The sequence below is a fragment of the Streptomyces sp. NPDC006283 genome, from assembly GCF_040613325.1.
Lineage (GTDB): Bacteria > Actinomycetota > Actinomycetes > Streptomycetales > Streptomycetaceae > Streptomyces.
In genome coordinates this window covers 1-20391 of record NZ_JBEXRZ010000129.1, presented here as the reverse complement: position 1 = coordinate 20391, position 20391 = coordinate 1, and the positions used below count along the sequence as shown (strand labels likewise).

Below are 20391 nucleotides of genomic sequence, written 5' to 3'. Positions count from 1 at the left end.
CGCGCGGTGTCCTCAAACGCCGGACGGGCTGATTTCGCTCCGCGAAATCCAGCCTCGCTGGGGGTACCTCCCACGGCCGCCAGGCCGTAGGGGGAGATTGAGGCCCGGGGGTCCGGGGGCGGAGCCCCCGGTATCGGGAAGGGGCGGGGTGGGGAAAACGCCCCCGCAGGGTCAGAAGAACGTGCGGATGAAGTCGGTGACCGTCCCGTCCCGCTCCACCACCGGAATCAGCTGCCACTTGTCGAACGACGTGCACGGGTGCGACAGCCCCATCCCCACCCAGTCGCCGACCTCCACGTCGGCCTCCGGGGTCGTTCGGAGCCAGCCGTGCTGGTCGGAGAGGGCGGAGACGGTGATGCCGTCGGCCGGGCGGATCTCGCCGGTGCGGGCGTCGCGCACGGCCTGTGCCACCGGGAGGTCGAGGTCGTACGCCGCGTCCCGCTTGCCCGCGTTGACGAAGGCCTGGTCCGGGGTGGGCCGTGAGACGACCTGGGCCCACAGACGGAACGCGGGCTGGAGCGCGCCCTCCTGCGGGACCCGGTTGAAGGGGGTGAGATGCCGGTAGTGGCCGTCGTCGTGCGACACGTACGCGCCCGAGCGCAGCAGCTTCAGTACCGGCAGCGACAGTTCGGGGATCTCCGCGAACACGTCGGCGACCGCGTCGAACCACGCGCTGCCGCCGGCGCTGATCACGATCTCCTCGGTGCCGTCGAACCGGCCCGCCTTGTCGAAGTCCGCGGCGAGCGCGACGAGTCGGCGCAGCCAGTCCCGTACGCGCTCGCTGTCGGCCTGCGGTACCTCGCCTTCGTATCCGGCGACACCGGCCAGACGCAGCGTTCCGGTGGCGGCGACCGCGTCGGCGACGGCCGCGCAGTCGGCCTCCGTGCGGGCCCCGGTGCGGGCTCCCTCGCCGGCGCCGAGCTCGACCACGACCTCGAGGGGGCGCGAGACGCCGCGCAGGGCCTCGTCCATCAGCTCGACGCCGCGGACGGAGTCCACGTAGGTGATGAAACGGCACTCGGGGTCGGTGTCCAGCTCGCCCGCGATCCAGCGCAGTGCCGCGGCGTCGACGACCTCGTTGGCCAGGAAGATCCGCTGGATTCCGTACGCGCGGTAGACGCGGGCCTGGTGCGGTACGGCGGCGGTGATGCCCCAGGCGCCGTGCTCCAGCTGGCGCTCGAAGAGCTGCGGGGACATGGACGTCTTGCCGTGCGGCGCGAAAGCGAGCTGGTGGCGCTGCGAGTAGGTCTCGAGGAGGGCCAGGTTGTGCTCGACGGACTCGGCGGACAGGGCGAGGACGGGCGTGGTGAAGCCGTCGGTGAACAGGTTGCGGCGAGCGGCCGCCAGTTCCCCGACGGTGAGGCCCTCCGCATCGGGCGGGAGCGCCTTGAAGCGGTGGTCGACCGGTTCACCGGCGAGCCGTGCGACGGCGTTGTCGGCAGCCATGGGAGCCCTCCTCCATAGCGTTGCGTCATGTGCAACGCCCATTGCGTATTTCGCTTAGCGCTGTCTAACATCCGAGCCGACACCGGGTCAATGGGCCCGGTCACCGACCAGCGAGGAGCCCCCGCGATCATGACCGTGAGCGCGCACGGACCCGTGGACGTCGTCTGTCTCGGCGAGTCCATGGTCACGTTCCTGCCCACCCGGGCAGGGCGCCTCGCCGACGTGCCGTCGTTCCTGCGCGGCATCGGCGGCGCCGAGTCCAACGTGGCATGTGCGCTCGCGGCGGCCGGACACCACACGCGCTGGGTGGGCCGGGTCGGCGCGGACGGCTTCGGCGACCACCTCACCGAGGCCATCGCGGCCTACGGGGTGGACACCTCGGCGGTGACACGGGACCCCGAGCGGCCCACGGGCATCTACTTCCGTACCGCGACCGACCGGGCGACGGACGCGCACGAGGTCCAGTACTACCGGGCCGGGTCGGCGGCGTCCGCGATGTCGCCGCGGACCGTGTCGTACGACGCCCTGTGGTCCGGCCGGATGCTGCACCTCTCCGGCATCACCGCTGCCCTGTCGTCCGACTGCCTCGCCCTGATGCGCGACCTCACCGCAGGGCGGGACGGCCGTCCTCTCGTCTCGTTCGACGTCAACCACCGCCCCGGCCTGTGGCGTGACCCGTCCGGCGCGAAGGTCCTGCTGGAGCTGGCGCGCGGGGCGGACATCGTGTTCGTGGGGGAGGACGAGGCGCAGGAGGCGTGGGGAGTGCGGGGCGCGGACGCGATCCGGGACGCTCTGCCGGAACCGGCCGTGCTGGTGGTGAAGCGGGGCGCGGAGGGCGCGGTGGTGTACGACCGCTGCGCGCAGGGCCTGCCCGACACGGTCACCCCCGCCCCGGCCCCCCACGTCACCGTCACCGCGCCCGTCGGGGCCGGCGACGCCTTCGCCGCCGGGTTCCTGTCCGCGACCCTGCGCGGACTGAGCAGCCGGGAGCGGCTGCGGCACGGGCACCTGTGGGCCGCGGCCACGCTCACCGTCGACGCCGACCTGGCGGTCCCGCCCTCCGCCGTCCACGCCGACCGGCTCGTCGCCCTGGACGACGATGCCTGGGGGAGACTGCACCTCGGCCCCGGGTGGACGGGCCAGGACCAGGAGGTACGTACGCCATGAGTCAGACCGTCGACCGCGCGCTGAGCATCCTTCCGCTGCTCGCGGAGGGGCCGGCCGACCTCGGACAGGTCGCCGAACGCCTCGGCGTGCACAAGTCGACCGCCCTGCGGCTGCTGCGCACACTCCACGAGCACGGTCTCGTCTACCGGCAGCAGGACCAGCGGTACCGCCTCGGCGCCCGGCTGTTCGCCCTCGCCCAGGAGGCCGTCGAGAACCTCGACGTACGCGAGATCGCGCACACGCACCTCGTCGCCCTGAACGAGCAGATCGGGCACACCGTCCATCTCGCCGTGTACGAGGAGAGCGAAGTCCTCTACATCGACAAGGTCGAGAGCCGCTATCCGGTGCGGATGTACTCCCGTATCGGCAAGCCCGTCGCGATCACCGTCGCGGCAGTGGCCAAGCTGCTCCTGGCCGACCTGCCGGAGGCCGAGCGGCGCGCCGTCGCCGAGAAGCTCGACTTCCCCATGTACACGTCCCGTTCGATCCCGAACGCCACCGCCTTCCTCAAGGAGCTGGCGACCGTGGCCGAACGTGGCTGGGCCACCGACCTCGGCGGCCACGAGGAGTCCATCAACTGCATCGCCGCCCCCATCCGCGGTGCGGACGGCCGCGTCGTCGCCGCGATGTCGGTCTCGGCGCCGAACGTCGTCGTCACGGCCGACGAACTCCTCACCCTGCTCCCGCTCGTGCGCCGCACCGCCGACGCCATCAGCCGGGAGTACTCAGGACAGACCCCCCAACAGGAAGCACGCGCATGACCGAGAAGACCGCCCTCACCCCGAGCACCCACACCGCGCCGCCCGCCAAGTTCTCCCACGGCGTCCGCAAGGGCAACATCCTGCAGGTCGCCGGCCAGGTCGGCTTCCTCCCGGCCGTCGAGGGCCAGGCACCCACCCCGGCGGGGCCGACGCTGCGCGAGCAGACCCTCCAGACGCTCGCCAACGTCAAGGCGATCCTCGAGGAGGGCGGTGCGAGCTGGGACGACGTGATGATGATCCGCGTCTACCTCACGGACGTCGACCACTTCGCCGAGATGAACGCGATCTACAACGAGTACTTCAAGGACCTCACGGCCGCCCCCGCCGCCCGTACGACGGTCTACGTCGGCCTCCCCGCCGGCCTGCTCATCGAGATCGACGCCCTGGCAGTCCTGGGCTGATCTTCCTGAATCCCCCGCTGTACGGCACGGCGCTCCTCCCCGAAGCGCCGTGCCGCGCCCCTCCCTTGCCGAAAACGGAAACGAGCCGCCATGTTCCTCGCCGCTGACGCGCCACCACCACCCACTCCCCACACCGGGGGACTGCTCACGATCATCGACGGCACCGCGGGTCTGCTGACCGTCGCCGCTCTGGGCATCGCCCTGCTTCTGGTGCTGATCATCAAGGTCCGGCTGCAGCCGTTTGTCGCCCTGCTCGCCGTCTCCATAGCCGTCGGCCTCGCGGCGGGCCTGTCCGTCACCGAACTCTTCGGCACCGTCCAGAAGTCCGCGGCCGTCTCCGTCATCGAAACCGGCATGGGCGGCATCCTCGGCCATGTCGCCATCATCATCGGCCTGGGCACCATGCTCGGCGCGATCCTCGAGGTCAGCGGTGGAGCGGAGGTGCTGAGCTCCCGGCTGCTGGGCCTGTTCGGCGAGAAGCGCGCCCCGCTCGCCATGGGACTCACCGGTCTGATCTTCGGTATCCCGGTCTTCTTCGACGTCGGCATCTTCGTCCTCGCACCGATCGTGTACGCCGCCGCCAAGCGTTCCGGCAAGTCGATCATCCTCTACGCGATGCCGCTGCTCGCCGGTCTGTCCATGACCCATGCGTTCCTGCCGCCGCACCCCGGTCCCGTCGCCGCCGCCGGGCTGTTCGACGTCTCCCTCGGCTGGGTCATCCTGATGGGCCTGGTCGTCGGCATCCCGGCGGTCCTCGCCGCCTGGGGGTATGCCGCCTGGATCGGCAAGCGCCTGTTCGTCGAGGTGCCCCAGGACATGCTGGAGGCCGCGGAGGACGCCAAGGCCGCCGTCGCCGCCGAGCAGGCCGCCGCGGGCCGCGCCCCGCAGGAGGGCCCGGTCGCCCTGTCCACGGTCCTCGCCATCATCGGAACGCCGCTGCTGCTCATCCTCGCCGCGACGTTCTCCTCCATCGCCCTCGACCCGTCCACGCTGCGTTCGGTCATCGAGTTCTTCGGCAACCCGTTCGTCGCCCTGACCATCGCCCTGTTCCTGGCGTACTGGCTGCTGGGCATCCGGCGCGGTTGGTCGCGCAAGTCGCTCGAGTCGGTGTCGACGCAGTCCCTGAAGCCGGTCGGCAACATCCTGCTCGTCGTCGGCGCCGGCGGTGTCTTCGGCGCGATCCTCAAGGCGAGCGGCGTCGCGCAGGCGCTGTCCGACACCTTCAACGACGTCGGACTGCCCGTCATCGTCCTCGCGTACCTGATCTCGCTCGTCCTGCGGGTGGCGCAGGGCTCGGCGACGGTCGCCATCGTCACCACAGCGGGCATCGTGCTGCCGCTCGTCGAGAACGGCGGCCACTCGCAGGCGTTCCTGGCACTGGTCATCATGGCGATCTCGGCCGGTTCGATCTTCGCCTCGCACGTCAACGACGGCGGATTCTGGATCGTTTCGAAGTACTTCGGTATCTCCGAGCGAGACACCCTGAAGTCGTGGACCGTCCTGGAGTCGGTCCTGTCGGTGGCCGGATTCGTGGTCGCGGCGGCGCTCAGCCTGGTCGTCTGACCGCCGGCCGGGCCCCCGGCCGAGCGACCCGGCAGGTGCCTGACAGGAGCAGGCGCCTGCCGGGCTAGGCTCGGTGCGTGCTGACATTCGAACAGGTCCGTGACTGGGTGCGCGGCAAGTACGGCCCCCGGTACGCAGAACGGCGGATCTCGGACAGCGGGTTCGCCTATCTGGTCGCCACCCAGCCCGACGCGTACTTCGACGGCGGGGACATGCTGTACGGCAACGGGCCCGATCTTGTCGTCAAACGCACGGGTGCCGTCTGGCAGTTCGGCTCCCATCCGATGTTCCTGCCGCTGTACGAGGCCGGTACCGAGGACGACTTCCGGCGGCGCATGGCCGCGATCCTGCCGGGCTGGGACCCGGACCGGCCGCAGGAGACGATCCCGCTGCCGGTGTCCCCGACGCCCATGTCCCCGCCTGCCGCGTCGCCCCCGCACGCCCCGGCGCCGCCCGGGTTCGGTCCGCCGCTGCCGTTGCATCCCCCGGCGGCCCCGATGTACGCGCCCGGGGTGTACGCGCCCGCTCCGCCCGTCCTGCCCGAGGGCCCCGAGTTCCTCGCCGCCGACGCGCGCAACGCGGTACTCGTCGATGCGGCCGGCATCGCTTTCGACCAGGAGGGGAGGCGGGCCGACTTCGCCTGGTCCGAGATCCAGACGGTCCACCACACCTCCCGCGGCTCCTGCCTCCTGGTCGGTGTCGTGCATGCGAACGGCATGTTCTACGAGTGCCGCGTCGGAGCACGGCGACAGGCGCGACTGCGCGAATGGTGCGCGCAGATCGCGCCTGTGCTCGGCTTCTATCTCGGGGGCCGCACGGTCTGACGGCCCGGGCGGGTCAGGAGCAGTACTGCTGCTCCTTCCCGATGGAGCGGTACATGCAGTCCGAGTTCTCCAGCAGCTGGAGCACCGCGTCGCGGTTGCGGGCGGTCTCCCGCTCGATCACCTCGTCGGGCGGGTAGAAGCCGCCGCCGCCGAAGCCCGACGGGTACATCTCGAAGGTGTAGGCGAAGATCTTCTGGTTGCCCCACAGCCAGTCGTCGATCGACCCGTCCGTGACATAGAGGTCGCTGGACTGCTCGGGGGTGTAGCCGTTGCTCGCGGCCATCTTCCGTCCGACCGCGGCGAAGGCGTCGCGGTCGTCCCGGGTCAGGCCCGGGGCGGTGTCGGCCGTCGTGTAGCCGTACGGCCACAGCACCAGCTCGCTGTACGTGTGGAAGTCGATGCCGGTCCTGATCTGCTGCTTGCCCCCGACGACACGGGAGCGCACGAAGTCGGCGACGACCTTCACCTCGGGAGCGGACTCCGCTGCCCGGCCCCGGTAGGTCTCCGAGCCGGTGGAACCGGAAGATCCGCCGCAGCAGCCCCACTTGAAGTTCCAGTTGCGGTTCATGTCGGTGCCGACGTTTGACGATCCGGAGTTGGGCTGCCGGTTCTTGCGCCAGCTGCGGTAGGACCCGGTGGCGATGTCGTACTCGCCGCCGTCCGGATTGAGGTCGGGGACGATCCAGATCTCGCGGCCGTTCACCGCGTTGGTCACCCGGGAGTCGCTGCCGTAGTCCTCGCCGAACTCGCGGAGCAGATACAGCGCCATCTCGACGGTGAGGTGCTCGCGCGCGTGCTGGTGGTGGGTGAAGAGCACCTCGGGTTCGTTCTCGTCGGCCGCCACGTTGTCGCTGACCTTGATGGCGACGATGTCACGACCCTGGTGGCTCTTGCCGATGACCCGTTTGCTCATGATGTCCGGGTGGGCGGCGATCCGCTGGTCGATCTCCGCGTTCATCTCGGCGTAGTTGTGGTACCGCGAGTCGCCCGACGGGAAGTCGAACGGCTCGACGGCGGCCGTGGTCCTGCGGTCGGGAGGCGCGGGCAGCGCCTTGAGGGTGTGGCCCATGTGCCGCAGCCGCTGGGCCTGCGCGGCATCGGCGCTGACGACGACGGTGTGGTCGTGCACCTCGTCGATCGACACTCCGGTGCGGGCAATGGCGGTCCTCGCGGCGACGGTGTCGGGCCCGTGGATCTCGTACTGCCTGGTCTGCTCCTCCTCTGCGGTGGCGGCGGGAGCGGGCCGGTCCGTGGAGGGTGAGGCGCCGGCGCTGATGGGCGCGGCGACGGCGAGCGCGAGGGCGGCCGCGAGAGTGGCGGCCTTCCTGCGGTTCGCCCGGATGCGAAGTCGCATGCTGTCTCCTGGGTGGGGAGTTGTGGGGGGTTGCGCGACGTGCGGGTGGTCCGGGTGACCGCGCTTCGTGTGTTCGCGCGGCCGTGCACATCGTTTCGGTATGGCATGAACTGGTCAAGGAGATGTTTGGTCATTCGTTCGGGTGTCGATGAAGTGGGGCACACCCCTTGCGCGATCACTCGCGCACCGCTTTGGGTGACCCGAGTCACCCCTGGGACGAGTGGGAAGGCGGCAGTGCCATGACAGGCACCACCGAACACAGCGCGGACGGGGCGCTCTCTGAACCGCGCAAGTCGAGTTGGAAGTACATCGGGCCCGGAATCGTGGTCGCGGCGACCGGAGTCGGAGCCGGTGACCTGGTCGCGACGCTCATCGCGGGCAGCAAGTTCGGATACACCCTGATGTGGGCGGCCGTCATCGGCTGCCTCGTCAAGATCTCGCTCGCGGAGGCGTGCGGGCGCTGGCACCTGGCGACCGGGCGCACCCTCTTCGAGGGCTGGCGCTCCCTCGGGAAGTGGACCACGGTCTACTTCGCCATCTACGTGGTCGTCTGGGGATTCGTCTACGGCGCGACCGCCATGTCCTCCAGCGCCCTGCCGATCGTGGCGCTCTGGCCGGACGGCCCCGGCCTCAAGACATGGGCCGTCATCACCGGTCTGATCGGCCTGGTGTTCGTCTGGTTCAACCGGTACGCCGTCTTCGAGAAGGCCATGACGGTGCTCATCGGCGTCATGTTCGTGGTCGTCGTGTACGTCGCGATCCGCGTCACGCCCGACATCGGCGCCACGTTCGCCGGCCTGGCGCCCGTGCTGCCGGACGGGTCGCTGCTCTACACCCTCGGTCTGATCGGTGGCGTCGGCGGCACGATCACGATGGCGGCCTACGGATACTGGGTCAACGCCAAGGGCTGGACCAACACCGGCTGGATGAAGGTCATGCGCCTGGACAACCGCGTCGCCTACATCACCACCGGCATCTTCGTCGTCGCGATGCTGATCGTCGGCGCCGAGCTGCTTCACGCCTCGGACATCGCGCTCACCAAGGGCGACAGGGGCCTGATCGACCTCGGGGTCATCCTGGAGGACAAGTACGGCGCGGTGACGGCGAAGCTGTTCCTCGTCGGGTTCTTCGCGACCTCGTTCTCGTCCTTGATCGGCGTGTGGCACGGCGTGAGCCTAATGTTCGCGGACTTCGTCGAGCGGCTTCAACGCGACCGCAAGGGCGCGCCGGCCGACGCGGGCACGGTCCGGGAGGTCGCCGCCGGCGAGAAGGAGCGCTCGCCTGCCTTCCGCGCGTATCTGCTGTGGCTGACGTTCCCTCCGATCGCGCTGCTCTTCCTGGACCAGCCGTTCGGACTCGTCGTCGCCTACGGTGTGCTCGGCGCGTTCTTCATGCCGTTCCTGGCGCTCACGCTCATCTGGCTGCTCAATTCCTCCCGTACGCCCGCCGAGTGGCGCAACGGCATCCTGAGCAATGTGATGCTCGCCGCCGCCGGGCTGCTGTTCATCGTGCTGTGCGTGCAGCAGGTGCGGGACCTGCCCTGGTGAGACCGCGTGCGCCGAGGGCCCGTACCACCGGGGGAGCGGTGGTACGGGCCCTCGACGTCCAGGGGTGTTACGGCAGGTTGTGGACGTGCGGTCCGACCGCGTTGGACCAGGCGTTGCCGGCCGTCGCGTCCCAGTTGGTGGACCAGGTCATCGCGCCGCGCAGCGCCGGGTAGGTCTTCGACGGCTTGAAGGAGCCGCAGTTCGTTCCGCGGGTCAGGCAGTCGAGGGCGTTCTTCACGACGGACGGGTCGACGTAGCCGCTGCCCGCGCCCCGCGTGGAGGCGGGAACGCCGAGGCCGACCTGGGAGGCGTCGAGGCCGCCTTCGAGCTGGATGCAGGCGAGCGCCGTGAGGAAGTCGACCGAGCCCTGCGAGTAGACCTTGCCGTCGCAGCCGAGCATCGAGCCGCTGTTGTAGTACTGCATGTTGACCACGGTGAGGATGTCCTTCACCGCGAGCGCCGTCTTGAAGTACTCGGTGCCGGTGTTCTGCATGTCGATGGTCTGTGGCGCCATCGTCAGCACCAGCGACGAACCCGCCTTCTGCGACAGCTGGCGCAGCGCCTTCGTCAGATACGTGGAGTTGATGCCGTGCTCGAGGTCGATGTCGACCCCGCTGAAGCCGTACTCCTGCATCAGGGCGTGGGCACTGTCCGCGAAGGCGGTGGCGGACGCGTCACTGTTGATGGTGACGTTGCCCTTCTCGCCGCCGACCGAGATGATCACGGACTTGCCCGCGGCCTTCTTGGCGGCGATGTCGGCCTTGAAGTCGGCGACGGACGCATAGCCGACGGCCGGGTCGAGGTTGAAGACGATCTGGCCGGGCGTCGCCGTCGAGTCGGCGAACGACACCGCGATGATGTCGTACTGCGACTGCACGTCCCGCAGCTTCTGCACGGCGGCGCCGTTGTTGAAGTTCTGCCAGTAGCCGGTCAACGCGTGCCTGGGCACCGCCGGGTTGCCCGGGTTGCCGCCCCCGCTGGTACGGCCGGCGACCGCGGCCGACTTGGCCGACTCGCCCGCCCCGTTCGTGGCGGTGACCTGGAACTGGTACGAGGTGTTCGCGGCCAGGCCCGTCACCGTCGCCGAGGTGCCGGAGACCGACTGGACCTTGGCGCCGTCGCGGTAGACGTTGTAGCCGGTCGCGCCCGAGACGGCGCCCCAGCTCAGCGCGACGGACGACGAGGTGACCGCGCCGACGACGGGCGCGCCCGGAGCCGCGGGAACCACCGGGTCGGGGTCGCCGCCGCCCCCGCCGTCGGGGCCGAAGACACTCACGTCATCGGCGTGGTAGGCGGCCTGGCCGTACCAGCCGTGCGTGTAGACGGTCACGGACGTGGTGTTCGCGCCGGTGGTGAAGGACGTGCTCAGCCTGGTCCAGCTGCCGGCGGCCGGCGTCCAGGTGGACACGTCGGTGGTCCCGGTCCCGCTCGCGCCCAGGTACGCGTATCCGCCCTGTACCCATGCGCTCAGCGTGTACGTGGAGTTGGGCTTCACCGCCACGGTCTGGGAACACTTGGCGTTGTCCTGGCCGGCGGGCGTGGCCTTCAGGGCACCGGCGCCGCTGCGTACCGGCGAGGAGGTGACGGTCCCGCTGCCGCCGGAGCAGGTCCAGTTGGCGAGCCCCGACTCGAAACCGGCGTTCTTGGCGACGTTGACGTCGGCGGCCTGCGCGGTCCCTGCGGTACCCATGAGCGTGAGCCCGGTGCCGACGGCGAGCGCCAGCCCGGCGCCGAGCCATCTCCGTGAGCGTGTCGTGCGGTCCACTTGCGGCCTCCGGTGGGGGAGTTGGGGCGTGGGGATGAGAACGGGCGGGGGATGTGCGGACGGTGGCCACCGTTGGGCGTAAAGCTGGTCCAGACCAATCTGGTTGTCAAGACCTCTGGCGGTGATTGGTCTTCGGCACGGTGTTCTCTGCCTGGGCTGTCGTGGCTAGAGTGCTCATGCAGAAACACGGAGTAGCGAGCACGGAACAGTACGAGCACCGAGCAGTAGGGATCTGCGGCCGCCGGACACCCCGGCGTCCGGAGCTGAACGGGGAACGAGCGTGCCGACCGCAATAGCAGTCACCAGCGCCGACCTGGTGCTACCGCCGACGGATCACCAGACGCCCACCGCCGCCCTGATCCACTCCCCGGACGTCCAGCCCCTCGACGCGGCGCTCGACGAGATGACCGCGCTGCTCGACCACCACGGCTACGTCGTCGTGCTCTACCCGGCCTGCCTCCCCGCCGCCCACGAGCAGCGGCTGTACGCGCTCCGCGCCATGCTGGAGAGCGACCGGACAGCCCTCCTCAAACTCGACCTGCCGCCGCTCGGCGTGGCCGTACTGGCACGGCAGATGCGGCAGCTGTCCATCTGCGACTTCAGCGCCGGGATCGTCGCCTCCGCCGCCCGGCTGCTGTCCCACTACGTCCACGCCGGCGCCCTGCTCGGATCCGTCGCCAGGCTCGACCGGATCGACGTCAGCCTCAAGGCGCACGCCAAGTCATGGATGCCCGGCACCCAGTTCGGCGTGGTGGCCAACCCGAAACCCCAGCTGATCAGGCTCGGCAGCGGCGAACTCGCGGGCCCCGACTTCGCCACCCGGCTGCTCGTCGCACGGGGGCAGCTCCAGTCCGAGTGGGTGACCGACACCCTCGCACCGGCCTGGCGTGTCCAGCACGTGCACGAGGCGCCACTGCCGGCGGACTCCCCGCGCTGGTGGGGCACGGCCCGTCTGGTCGAGTTCGCCGCCTACCTCCCGGACATCTCCGTCCTCTACCAACTGGTCGCTTCCGTACGGCGAGAGGTGTGCACATGGTGCGGCATCCAACTGATCGGTGACCGCTGCGGCTTCTGCTCGGCGCCTCTGGCAGCCGCCTCGAGCCGCGTCGCGGCGACCAGGGCCCTGACCGCGGGGCCGTGACCGCGCCCGCATGCCGCAGGCACCGTCCGTCCCGCGCCACCGACGTCTCGCACCACGACCCGTCCCACGCCATCGAACGAGGTAGCCCCGCCCATGAATTCACGGCAGCGCCGCGGTGTTCTTCTGCTCCTGCTCTCGGTCGTCTGCGGCATCGCCGCGTTCGCCGGTGTGCTCACGGTGGTGGCCGACGTGAATTCCAAGGTCGGCCCCGAGGTCACCGCCTACCGCGTCAAGGCGGACATAGCCCCCTACACACCGCTCGAGGCGGACCAGTTCGAGAAGGTCTCGATGCCCGAACGCTGGCTGTCGCGCAGCGCGGTGACCGATCTCGGCGTACTGGAGGGGAAGATCGCCGTCACCGAACTGCGCAGCGGATCCCTGCTCCAGAGCGACATGATCGTGCAGAAGCCGCGGCTCGAGAGCGGCCAGCAGGAGATCGCCATCATGATCGACGCGGCCACCGGTGTGGCCGGGAAGATCCGCCCCGGCAACCTGGTCAACATCTTCGCCACCTTCGCCGCGCAGAACGACTCCGACACCGACCAGTCCCGGCTCATCGTCGCCAACGCGAAGGTCATCGACGTCGGCGAACTGACCGCCCTCGACCGCAAGAGCGGCGACCGCGCGAACAGCCCCAGGGAGGCCGTCCCCATCACGTTCGCGCTGAACACGGCCGACGCCCAGCGCGTCGCCTACGCCGAATCCTTCGCCGAGCACGTGCGCCTCGCGCTTCTCCCCGACGGCAGCCCCACCACCCTGCGGCCCGGCGACGGCAGCTACGACCTCTCAGAAGACAAGAACAAGTGAGGGCCGGATGACGACCCGTATCCTCCCCGCCGTCGGCGACCCGGACGCCGCCCGGTCACTCGTCAGCCTGCTGGGCCGGCTCCCCGACGCCGAACCGGCACCGCCGGTCGGCGACTCCACCTCGCTCGTCGACATGCTGGCCCGGCTCGCCGCCCAGTCGCTCGACGAACTCCCCGAGGTCGTACTGGTCCACGAACTCATCGGGCCCGTGCCGGCCCTGGAGCTCATCCGGGAGGTGGCCCTGCGCTTCCCCGCCGTCGGCGTCGTCCTCGTCACCGCCGACACCAGCCCCGGCCTGTACTCGGCGGCCATGGATGCCGGGGCCCGGGGCCTCGTCGGCCTCCCCCTCACCTACGAGGAACTGGCCGGGCGGGTCCAGGGGGCGGCCGGCTGGGCGTCGGGCGTACGGCGGCACCTCGGCCACGGGCCCGAGGCTGCCTACGGCGGGGCCGGCGGCACCGTCGTCACCGTGAGCGGCGCCAAGGGCGGCGTCGGTACGACGGTCACCGCGATCCAGCTCGCCCTGGCGTCTGCGGCCTCCGGCCACTCTGTCGCCCTTGTCGACCTCGACCTCCAGGGCGGCGACATCGCCTCCTACCTGGACGTGCAGTTCCGGCGTTCCATCGTGGACCTCGCCGCCATCCAGGACATCGGCCCACGTGTACTGCAGGACGCCGTCTTCAACCACGAGACGGGCGTGGCCCTGCTGCTCGCCCCGGCGGAGGGCGAACGGGCCGAGGACGTCAGCGACCGGCTGGTCCGGCAGACCGTCGGGGCACTGCGGCAGCGGTACGAGGTCGTCGTCGTCGACTGCGGCACCCACATGAGCACGGCCAACGCCGCCGCCATCGAGCTGGCCGACACGACTCTGCTGCTCACCACCCCCGACGTGGTGACCGTGCGGGCCACCAAGCGGATGGTGCGGCTCTGGGACAGGCTGCAGATCCGCAAGGCGGAGGAGACCGTCACGGTCGTCAACCGCCATACGCGCGGCACGGAGATCCAGCCCGCGCTGATCTCCAAAATCACCGCCACCAGGGTGGCGCGCTCCGCGGTCCCGGCGAACTTCAAGGAGCTTCAGGGCGTCGTCGACGCGGGCCGCATGCAGGACCTGGAGGCCAAGTCCTCGGTCAAGCAGGCCCTGTGGGGGCTGGCGGGCGAGCTGGGGCTGGTGAAGGACGCACCGGGGGGCACCGGAGCGAACGGCGGCCGCTTCGGCGGCGGCCGGCGGCACGGGCGCGCGAAATGAAGTGCCGCAGGTGGGGGGACGGGGGCCAGTCGGTCATCGAGTTCACCGGGATGGTGCCGATCATCCTGGTGACGCTCGCCGTGCTGTGGCAGTCGGCCCTGGTCGGCTACACCTTCGTCCTGGCGGGGAACGCGGCGGACAAGGCGGTGGCCGCCGGGTCCCGAGCGGACGGGGGCGGCGCGGCGGCGTGCGCCCAGGCCGCGCAGGAGGACGTGACGGGCGGATGGTCGGCCACGGTCGACTGTGGACCGGCCGGCGACCTGTACACGGCGGAGGTCGCCCTCGACGTGCCGCTGCTCTTCCCGGGCGTCAACCTCCCGATCACGGTCGAGGGCCGGGCAGCCGCGGCGACCGAGCGGAGGGACGCGCCATGAGAAAGCGTGCGGCGATACGCGACGACCGCGGTCAGACGGTGATCGAGTACGGCGGCTGGCTGTTCCTGCTCCTCTTCGTCATGACGATCGCGGTGCAGGTGGGCCTCGCCGTGTACGCGGCCCAGCAGGCGGGCACGGCGGCCCGTGCGGCGGCGCGGGTGGCGTCACATGACGAGGCGACGACGAGCCCACAGGCGGCGGGGCAGCAGGCGCTCAGCTCGTGGCTCGATGCCGACGTCAGCGCCTACCCGGACGGTGACGCGGTCACCGCCGACGTCACCGTCGTCATCCCGAGCGTGGTCCCCGGTATCGGCTTCGGCTCCGTCACCAAGAGCGCCACGATGCCCCTCGACGAGGAGTTGACGCCATGAGCCTGCGAGCGCGCATGCAGCGCATCGACGGCCCCGGGCCGGGAGACGACCGGAGCGAGGAGAGCCGGCTCGTCGGCGCCTACCGCGCCAAGCTCCTCGAGGAGATCGACCTGGCCGAGATGTCGACCCTCGCCGCGGACGAGCGCCGCGCCCGCCTCGAGCGCGTACTCGGCCACATCATCAGCCGCGAGGGCCCGGTCCTGTCCACGGGCGAACGTGCACACCTCGTCCGCCGGGTCGTCGACGAGGCGCTCGGCCTCGGCATCCTCGAACCGCTCCTCGAGGACGCGTCGATCAGCGAGATCATGGTCAACGGCCCCGAGCAGGTCTTCGTCGAACGGGCCGGCCGACTCGAGATGCTGCCGCTGCGCTTCTCCTCCACCGAGCAGCTGATGCAGACCATCGAGCGCATCGTCTCCACCGTCAACCGCCGTGTCGACGAGGCGAATCCGATGGTCGACGCCCGCCTGCCGACCGGTGAACGCGTCAACGTCATCATCCCGCCGCTCTCCCTGACCGGCCCGATCCTCACCATCCGCCGCTTCCCGCGTGCCTTCACCCTCCAGGAGATGATCGGCCTCGGCACCCTCGACGAGCACATCCTGATGCTGCTCGCCGGCCTGGTGCGCGCCAAGTTCAACGTGATCGTCTCGGGCGCCACGGGCACCGGGAAGACCACGCTCCTCAACGCCCTGTCCGGGCTCATCCCGGACGGCGAACGCATCGTCACCATCGAGGACTCGGCGGAGCTCCAGCTCCAGCAGACCCATGTCATCACCCTGGAGTCCCGCCCGGCCAACGTCGAGGGCAAGGGCCGGATCACCATCCGCGACCTCGTGCGCAACTCCCTGCGCATGCGGCCCGACCGCATCATCGTCGGAGAGGTCCGCGGCGGCGAGACCCTCGACATGCTCCAGGCCATGTCGACCGGCCACGACGGCTCGCTGGCCACCGTCCACGCCAACAGCGCGGAGGACGCGCTGATGCGGCTCCAGACGCTGAGCTCCATGTCCGAGGTCGAGCTGCCGTTCGTCGCCATCCACGACCAGATCAACAGCGCCGTCGACGTCATCGTCCAGCTGACCCGGCACGCCGACGGAGCCCGCAAGATCACCGAGATCGCGGTCGTCGACTCGTACGGCCGCGAGGACTACCGCTTCGTGACCGTCTGTCGCTTCGAGGCGGAGCCGCCGTCCGGCGACGGGCGGGTGCACGGGCGGTTCGGTTACTGGCCGCTGCCCCGCCGTGTCGCGGAGCGCCTCTACATGGCCGGCGAGGCGATCCCACCCGCTTTCGGGGTGGCCGACTCCCCGCTGCAGCTCGCCACCCGCACGCCGCCGGGCCTGAGCCCGGTACCCGACCCACGTCGGAGCGCCGACCCGCGCGAGAGCGAGGGACCGCGATGAACCTCCCGCTCCTGACACTCGGCGTCACGCTGCTCGGCTGCGTGCTCGCCGTACTCGGCGTGCGCGCATGGTCGGCCGGACAGGCGCAGCGGCAGGCCCTCGTGGACCGCATGGCGCAGACCGGGCCGCTCGCGATCGAGAGCGGCCGACGGCGCCGTTTCGCGGGCGTCGACCGCAGACTGCGGCGTACCCGACTCGGCAGGCGCATCGAACGGAGCCTCTCGGCCACCGGCCTCGACCTCACCGCCGGTGAGTACGCCGTCTACGCGGCGGTGGCCCTGATCGCCCTGTACAGCCTGATGAGCGCCGTCTTCGCGTCGTTCTTCGGCCTCCTGGCGGTCCTCATCGGCCTCTGGGGCGCGAACGGATTCCTCAACTGGCAGCGTACGAAGCGCACCGAGGCCTTCATCAACCAGCTGCCGGAACTGACCCGGGTCCTCGCCAACGCCACCCAGGCCGGTCTCGCCCTGCGCACCGCGATCGGGATGGCCGTCGAGGAGCTCGACGACCCGGCCCGCGAGGAGCTGCGCAGGGTGGCCGACCAGCTGGCGCTCGGCCGCTCCCTCGACGACGCGCTCGGCGAACTCGTCGAACGCCTCCCGTCCCGGGAACTCACCGTCCTCGTCACCACCCTGATCCTCTCCAACCGGGCAGGCGGCACCATCGTCACCTCCCTGCGCAACCTCACGCAGACCCTGGAGGAGCGCAAGGAGACCCGGCGCGAGGTCACCACCCTGCTGTCCCAGGTCAAGGTCACGGCGGTGGCCGTACCGGTGCTGGGCATGGGCTTCCTGATGATCATCAACGGGATGCGCGACGGCGCACTCGACGAGATGACGAGCGCGCTGGGCGGCCGGATCGCCGTGCTGATCGCCGCCGGCCTGTACGCACTCGGGTTCATCCTCATCAACCGACTCACCCGCGTCCGCATCTGACGCCCGAGACCCGACCCACCTGGAGGGAGGCACACATGCTGGGACTCGCCCTGGCCGCCGTACTCGGCCTGGCCGTCTGCGGAGTCTTCCACGGCATCCGCATGTACCGGGCCGAGGCCAAGCTGCCGGTCGACCTGGCCGTCGCCCTGGAGGTCGGCGCGACCCGAACCAGCTACCCCGGCATGGCCATCGACCGACTGGGCGTGCGCTGGGCCCCCTCCGTCCTGCGGCTGATGGGCCCGCGCCGGGTCGACCGCGTCCGCCGCAGACTCGACATGGCCGGCAACCCCGGGGGCCTGACCGTCGACCGCTACGCCGCCCGCCGCGCCGTCTACGGCGGCCTCGGCACACTGGTCGCCTTCGGCATGCTGATGAACGGCCACCTTCTCCTCGCCGTGCTGTTCCTTCTCTACGGCCTGTTCTGGACGGACGTCCTGCTGCGAGCCGCCATCGCCCGCCGCCGCGACGACATCGAGCGCACGCTTCCGGACTTCCTCGACGTCCTCGCGGTCGTCGTCTCGGCCGGCCTCGGCTTCCGCCAGGCCCTGGAACGCGTCGCGGAGAAGTACGAGGGCCCCTGGTCCGACGAACTGCGCATCACGCTCCGCCAGATGGACATGGGCATGGGCCGCCGCGAGGCCTTCGAACAACTGCGCCGCCGCAACGAGTCGGACCAGGTGTCCATGTTCGTCTCCGCGCTCCAACAGGGCGAGGAACTGGGTGCCCCGATCGTCGACACCCTGATTCAGATCGCCACCGACATGCGCAGGACGGACGCCCAGAACGCCCGCCGCAAGGCGGCCAAAGCAGTACCGAAGGCGACGCTGATCGTCACGAGTTTCATGCTGCCGGGAACGATGATCCTGATCGTGGCAGGTTTCTACTACGCGGCGGACGTCGACTTCGGCGCGATATTCGGGGGTTGAATCAGGGGTGATTCGCCCAACACTCTTCGCTCAAGCAAGCGAATGTGGGAGATTCTCTCCGGAGGCCTGGGTGTAGCCGGGAGACTCCAGGGAGTGATCGGCGGCGAGGGAGGCCGGACCGACATGAACCAGCGGTCCGTCGAAGGGGAACGAGGGGTACGCCATGAAGGACTTCGGCCTCAGGGTCGTGACCGCGATGAGGCTCCGCAGGGACCGGGGACAAGGGTCGATCGAGTACGTGGGGATCACGATCCTGGTGGTGGCGATCGTGGTGCTGCTGCTGCAGACGAACGTGGGCAACGACATTGCCAACACCTTCCGAGAGAAGATCAATTCGGTTCTCGGCGGTGGGGGCGGGGGTGGTGGTGGGGGAGGCGGCTGATTCCGTCAGCGCGCAAGGACACCGGGCAGGCCACCCCGCTCTACATGGCGGCGGTGGTAGGGCTGCTCTTCCTCGTCCTCGTCTATCTCGCCTTCGGGCAGGCCGACGTGACGCGCAACGGCGCACAGACCGCGGCCGATGCCGCAGCGCTGGCCGCCGCCCAGGAGTCCAGAGACGAGTTGGACCTTGCGGACGTCCTCGACGACCTCGACCTCATCTTTGACGGCGAGGTGCCGGCCGATACGCCGGACGGCTGCATGCGGGCCGTGGATTTCGCCGCCCGGAACGACGCAGTGGCCGGGGGCTGCGTTCCGCTGAGCGACGGCCGTTGGGGCTTCACCGTCGACGTCGAATCCCGGGAGTCGATGGGTGCCAGTGTCATCGACGGAACCGAGAGCAAACATGCCACTGCCACCGCCACCGCTGTCGTCGAACCGCGCTGCACCTTCGCACCCGAGGAGGGCGAAGCGCCCGAGCCCGGTGAGGGCGAGGAGGACGAGGAGCAGAAGCCGTCCCCGGGCACGCTGCGCTGCGACTCCGAGGACTGGGTCATAGACCCTGAGAATCTGGATCTACTGCCCGACATGGCAGACCTCTTCACCGTCCGACTGGCCGAGGACTGAGCCCGATGAGCGCAAAGGAACAGGATTGATGAGCATGCGGCACATGAGCACCATGCGCCGGGCCGGGGCGGCAGCCATGCTGTCGGCCGCCTTGATCTTCTCTCTGTCGGCGTGCGGCGGAGACGGTGAGAAGTCGGACTCGAGCGGAATGTCATCCCCCGCCCCCGGGCCCGATGGCGGTGACAAGGACAGCGCGGCACCGGAGGCAGCACCAAGCACGCCCAGCGAACCCATCGCCACGGTGAAGGGGGACAAGGGGCTTGAGATGTCCGTGTTCTCGGCGCGACGTGATGACGGCGGTTTCCTCACCGTGGATGGCCAGTTCAAGAACACCAGCTCGGTCGGATTCACCGTCCCGGTCAACTGGAACGGCATGGAGCAGGCCGTAGCCTCCACGGGAAATTCGCTGGCGGCCATGACACTGGTCGATTCCAAGGGCAAGAAGCGCTACTACGTGCTGCGCGATACCGACAACCGGCCCCTCACAACGTACGCCTACGGCAATCTCATCAAAGCCGGTGACACTCTCGCTTTCTTTGCCCAGTTCCCCGCGCCGCCTGCCGACACCACGGAACTGGCCCTCCAGTTCCCCGGCTTCCCCAGCACCACGATCGAGCTGTCCTGATGAGCACCGCAACCAGGACCGCCACCGCCGTCGTCCTTGCCGGCGCGCTCTCCCTCGGCCTCCTCGCCTCGGGCGACGCCTTCGCCGACGACGGCCCGTACGCTGCGCCGCCCGCCGAGGCGCCGGTCAAGATCGACGCCAACGACTCGGATCTGAAGCTCCCCGAGGGCGCGACGCTCGCCGAGCCGAAGGTGATCGACATCAAGTCGGTCGTGGAGGACATCAGCGGCGAGGAACGCCGTGAGGAGACGAACTCCGACATGAAGTTCGCGCTCCAGGCCGAGGTGCTGTTCGGCATGGACAGCTCGAAGCTGTCGGCGGAGGCCACGTCCCGTATCGCCGCCATCGCAGCCGAAATCAAGGCCCAGAAGGCCAAGAAGATCCGCGTCTTCGGTTTCACCGACGACCTCGGCTCCGAGGCCCACGGCGACAAGCTGTCGAAGGAACGCGCGGACGCGGTCCACAGCGTGCTGTCCCAGGAGCTGAGCGCCGAGGGCATCACGTACGAGATCCGTGGCTACGGCGAGGACTACCCCATCGCGAGCAACACCTCGGAGGAGGGCCGCCGCAAGAACCGCCGCGTGGAGGTGTCGTTCCCGCGGGAGTAGGCCGACCGGGAGCCGGGGTGGACCGGCACCGCGCTGGCCCGGGTAATGACAGGCGTCCGGGCCCCGGTGATCGCCTTCGGCTTCTGGCTCTTCTCGTACGTGTGGCTGGGGCTCGC

At 70.0% G+C, this 20391-nt stretch carries 21 protein-coding genes; 18 read left to right on the top strand and 3 right to left on the bottom strand.

The window, feature by feature from the left end:
* Nucleotides 1–171 precede the first annotated feature (171 nt).
* The gene (locus ABZ070_RS24030; RefSeq protein ID WP_356637127.1) at nt 172–1446 is read right to left on the bottom strand and encodes an amino acid deaminase; all 1275 of its coding nucleotides are present in this window, start codon (nt 1444–1446) and stop codon (nt 172–174) included.
* A 129-nt stretch (nt 1447–1575) separates the two neighbouring features.
* On the opposite strand from ABZ070_RS24030, the gene ABZ070_RS24025 reads away from it, so the two are divergent.
* From ABZ070_RS24025 to ABZ070_RS24005, 5 genes are all read left to right on the top strand, one after another.
* On the top strand, nt 1576–2613 hold the full coding sequence (locus ABZ070_RS24025; protein ID WP_356637125.1) for a sugar kinase: 1038 nt from the start codon (nt 1576–1578) through the stop codon (nt 2611–2613).
* Entirely contained in the window at nt 2610–3374 is a 765-nt protein-coding gene (locus ABZ070_RS24020) for an IclR family transcriptional regulator (protein WP_356637123.1), read from the top strand. Before ABZ070_RS24025 ends, ABZ070_RS24020 begins: the two co-directional genes overlap by 4 nt.
* The gene (locus ABZ070_RS24015; protein ID WP_356637121.1) at nt 3371–3775 is read left to right on the top strand and encodes a RidA family protein; all 405 of its coding nucleotides are present in this window, start codon (nt 3371–3373) and stop codon (nt 3773–3775) included. Before ABZ070_RS24020 ends, ABZ070_RS24015 begins: the two co-directional genes overlap by 4 nt.
* 90 nt (nt 3776–3865) lie before the next feature.
* Nucleotides 3866–5338, top strand: a complete 1473-nt coding sequence (locus ABZ070_RS24010) for a gluconate:H+ symporter (protein WP_356637119.1) — start codon at nt 3866–3868, stop codon at nt 5336–5338.
* Between the two features lie 77 nt (nt 5339–5415).
* Nucleotides 5416–6162, top strand: a complete 747-nt coding sequence (locus ABZ070_RS24005; RefSeq protein WP_356637117.1) for a hypothetical protein — start codon at nt 5416–5418, stop codon at nt 6160–6162.
* Between the two features lie 13 nt (nt 6163–6175).
* Here ABZ070_RS24005 and ABZ070_RS24000 read toward each other — a convergent pair whose 3' ends face one another.
* Entirely contained in the window at nt 6176–7516 is a 1341-nt protein-coding gene (locus tag ABZ070_RS24000; RefSeq protein WP_356637115.1) for a M14 family metallopeptidase, read from the bottom strand.
* Nucleotides 7517–7755: 239 nt separating this feature from the next.
* On the opposite strand from ABZ070_RS24000, the gene ABZ070_RS23995 reads away from it, so the two are divergent.
* Nucleotides 7756–9063: an Nramp family divalent metal transporter gene (locus ABZ070_RS23995; protein WP_356637113.1), complete on the top strand. Its 1308-nt coding sequence runs from the start codon at nt 7756–7758 to the stop codon at nt 9061–9063.
* 67 nt (nt 9064–9130) lie between these two features.
* Here ABZ070_RS23995 and ABZ070_RS23990 read toward each other — a convergent pair whose 3' ends face one another.
* A complete protein-coding gene (locus ABZ070_RS23990; protein ID WP_356637111.1) occupies nt 9131–10828 on the bottom strand; it encodes a glycoside hydrolase family 18 protein in 1698 nt (565 codons plus the stop codon).
* 280 nt (nt 10829–11108) lie between these two features.
* Between ABZ070_RS23990 and ABZ070_RS23985 the strand changes: the two genes are divergently transcribed.
* The 12 genes from ABZ070_RS23985 (at nt 11109) to ABZ070_RS23930 (ending at nt 20275) form a co-directional block, all read left to right on the top strand.
* Nucleotides 11109–11969 (top strand): hypothetical protein, encoded by an 861-nt coding sequence (locus tag ABZ070_RS23985; protein ID WP_356637109.1) that lies wholly within the window; start codon nt 11109–11111, stop codon nt 11967–11969.
* A 93-nt stretch (nt 11970–12062) separates the two neighbouring features.
* Nucleotides 12063–12776: a Flp pilus assembly protein CpaB gene (gene cpaB / locus ABZ070_RS23980; RefSeq protein WP_356637107.1), complete on the top strand. Its 714-nt coding sequence runs from the start codon at nt 12063–12065 to the stop codon at nt 12774–12776.
* 7 nt (nt 12777–12783) lie between these two features.
* Nucleotides 12784–14025 carry an AAA family ATPase gene (locus tag ABZ070_RS23975; RefSeq protein WP_356637105.1) on the top strand — a complete coding sequence of 414 codons (1242 nt, stop codon included), beginning with the start codon at nt 12784–12786 and terminating at the stop codon, nt 14023–14025.
* The gene (locus ABZ070_RS23970) at nt 14022–14399 is read left to right on the top strand and encodes a pilus assembly protein (RefSeq protein WP_356637103.1); all 378 of its coding nucleotides are present in this window, start codon (nt 14022–14024) and stop codon (nt 14397–14399) included. Before ABZ070_RS23975 ends, ABZ070_RS23970 begins: the two co-directional genes overlap by 4 nt.
* Nucleotides 14396–14770, top strand: coding sequence for a TadE/TadG family type IV pilus assembly protein (locus tag ABZ070_RS23965; RefSeq protein WP_356637101.1), 375 nt, complete (start codon nt 14396–14398; stop codon nt 14768–14770). Before ABZ070_RS23970 ends, ABZ070_RS23965 begins: the two co-directional genes overlap by 4 nt.
* Nucleotides 14767–16176, top strand: a complete 1410-nt coding sequence (locus tag ABZ070_RS23960; RefSeq protein WP_356637099.1) for a CpaF family protein — start codon at nt 14767–14769, stop codon at nt 16174–16176. The genes ABZ070_RS23965 and ABZ070_RS23960 overlap by 4 nt, the downstream gene beginning before the upstream one ends.
* A complete protein-coding gene (locus ABZ070_RS23955; RefSeq protein ID WP_356637097.1) occupies nt 16173–17111 on the top strand; it encodes a type II secretion system F family protein in 939 nt (312 codons plus the stop codon). Before ABZ070_RS23960 ends, ABZ070_RS23955 begins: the two co-directional genes overlap by 4 nt.
* Before the next feature lie 38 nt (nt 17112–17149).
* Nucleotides 17150–18037, top strand: a complete 888-nt coding sequence (locus ABZ070_RS23950) for a DUF5936 domain-containing protein (RefSeq protein WP_356637133.1) — start codon at nt 17150–17152, stop codon at nt 18035–18037.
* A gap of 163 nt (nt 18038–18200) precedes the next feature.
* Nucleotides 18201–18419 carry a hypothetical protein gene (locus tag ABZ070_RS23945; RefSeq protein ID WP_356637131.1) on the top strand — a complete coding sequence of 73 codons (219 nt, stop codon included), beginning with the start codon at nt 18201–18203 and terminating at the stop codon, nt 18417–18419.
* The gene (locus ABZ070_RS23940) at nt 18416–19042 is read left to right on the top strand and encodes a pilus assembly protein TadG-related protein (RefSeq protein ID WP_356637129.1); all 627 of its coding nucleotides are present in this window, start codon (nt 18416–18418) and stop codon (nt 19040–19042) included. The genes ABZ070_RS23945 and ABZ070_RS23940 overlap by 4 nt, the downstream gene beginning before the upstream one ends.
* 43 nt (nt 19043–19085) lie before the next feature.
* Nucleotides 19086–19667 (top strand): hypothetical protein, encoded by a 582-nt coding sequence (locus ABZ070_RS23935; RefSeq protein ID WP_356637095.1) that lies wholly within the window; start codon nt 19086–19088, stop codon nt 19665–19667.
* Entirely contained in the window at nt 19667–20275 is a 609-nt protein-coding gene (locus tag ABZ070_RS23930) for an OmpA family protein (protein ID WP_356637093.1), read from the top strand. Before ABZ070_RS23935 ends, ABZ070_RS23930 begins: the two co-directional genes overlap by 1 nt.
* The last annotated feature ends 116 nt before the right edge of the window (nt 20276–20391 follow it).

What these genes read in the sequence shown, in the direction of transcription:
- ABZ070_RS24030 (WP_356637127.1), bottom strand. Translation starts at nt 1,446, where the DNA reads ATGGCTGCCGACAACGCCGTCGCACGGCTCGCCGGTGAACCGGTCGAC.
- ABZ070_RS24025 (WP_356637125.1), top strand. Translation starts at nt 1,576, where the DNA reads ATGACCGTGAGCGCGCACGGACCCGTGGACGTCGTCTGTCTCGGCGAG.
- ABZ070_RS24020 (WP_356637123.1), top strand. Translation starts at nt 2,610, where the DNA reads ATGAGTCAGACCGTCGACCGCGCGCTGAGCATCCTTCCGCTGCTCGCG.
- ABZ070_RS24015 (WP_356637121.1), top strand. Translation starts at nt 3,371, where the DNA reads ATGACCGAGAAGACCGCCCTCACCCCGAGCACCCACACCGCGCCGCCC.
- ABZ070_RS24010 (WP_356637119.1), top strand. Translation starts at nt 3,866, where the DNA reads ATGTTCCTCGCCGCTGACGCGCCACCACCACCCACTCCCCACACCGGG.
- ABZ070_RS24000 (WP_356637115.1), bottom strand. Translation starts at nt 7,516, where the DNA reads ATGCGACTTCGCATCCGGGCGAACCGCAGGAAGGCCGCCACTCTCGCG.
- ABZ070_RS23995 (WP_356637113.1), top strand. Translation starts at nt 7,756, where the DNA reads ATGACAGGCACCACCGAACACAGCGCGGACGGGGCGCTCTCTGAACCG.
- cpaB (WP_356637107.1), top strand. Translation starts at nt 12,063, where the DNA reads ATGAATTCACGGCAGCGCCGCGGTGTTCTTCTGCTCCTGCTCTCGGTC.
- ABZ070_RS23975 (WP_356637105.1), top strand. Translation starts at nt 12,784, where the DNA reads ATGACGACCCGTATCCTCCCCGCCGTCGGCGACCCGGACGCCGCCCGG.
- ABZ070_RS23970 (WP_356637103.1), top strand. Translation starts at nt 14,022, where the DNA reads ATGAAGTGCCGCAGGTGGGGGGACGGGGGCCAGTCGGTCATCGAGTTC.
- ABZ070_RS23965 (WP_356637101.1), top strand. Translation starts at nt 14,396, where the DNA reads ATGAGAAAGCGTGCGGCGATACGCGACGACCGCGGTCAGACGGTGATC.
- ABZ070_RS23960 (WP_356637099.1), top strand. Translation starts at nt 14,767, where the DNA reads ATGAGCCTGCGAGCGCGCATGCAGCGCATCGACGGCCCCGGGCCGGGA.
- ABZ070_RS23955 (WP_356637097.1), top strand. Translation starts at nt 16,173, where the DNA reads ATGAACCTCCCGCTCCTGACACTCGGCGTCACGCTGCTCGGCTGCGTG.
- ABZ070_RS23945 (WP_356637131.1), top strand. Translation starts at nt 18,201, where the DNA reads ATGAAGGACTTCGGCCTCAGGGTCGTGACCGCGATGAGGCTCCGCAGG.
- ABZ070_RS23935 (WP_356637095.1), top strand. Translation starts at nt 19,086, where the DNA reads ATGAGCACCATGCGCCGGGCCGGGGCGGCAGCCATGCTGTCGGCCGCC.
- ABZ070_RS23930 (WP_356637093.1), top strand. Translation starts at nt 19,667, where the DNA reads ATGAGCACCGCAACCAGGACCGCCACCGCCGTCGTCCTTGCCGGCGCG.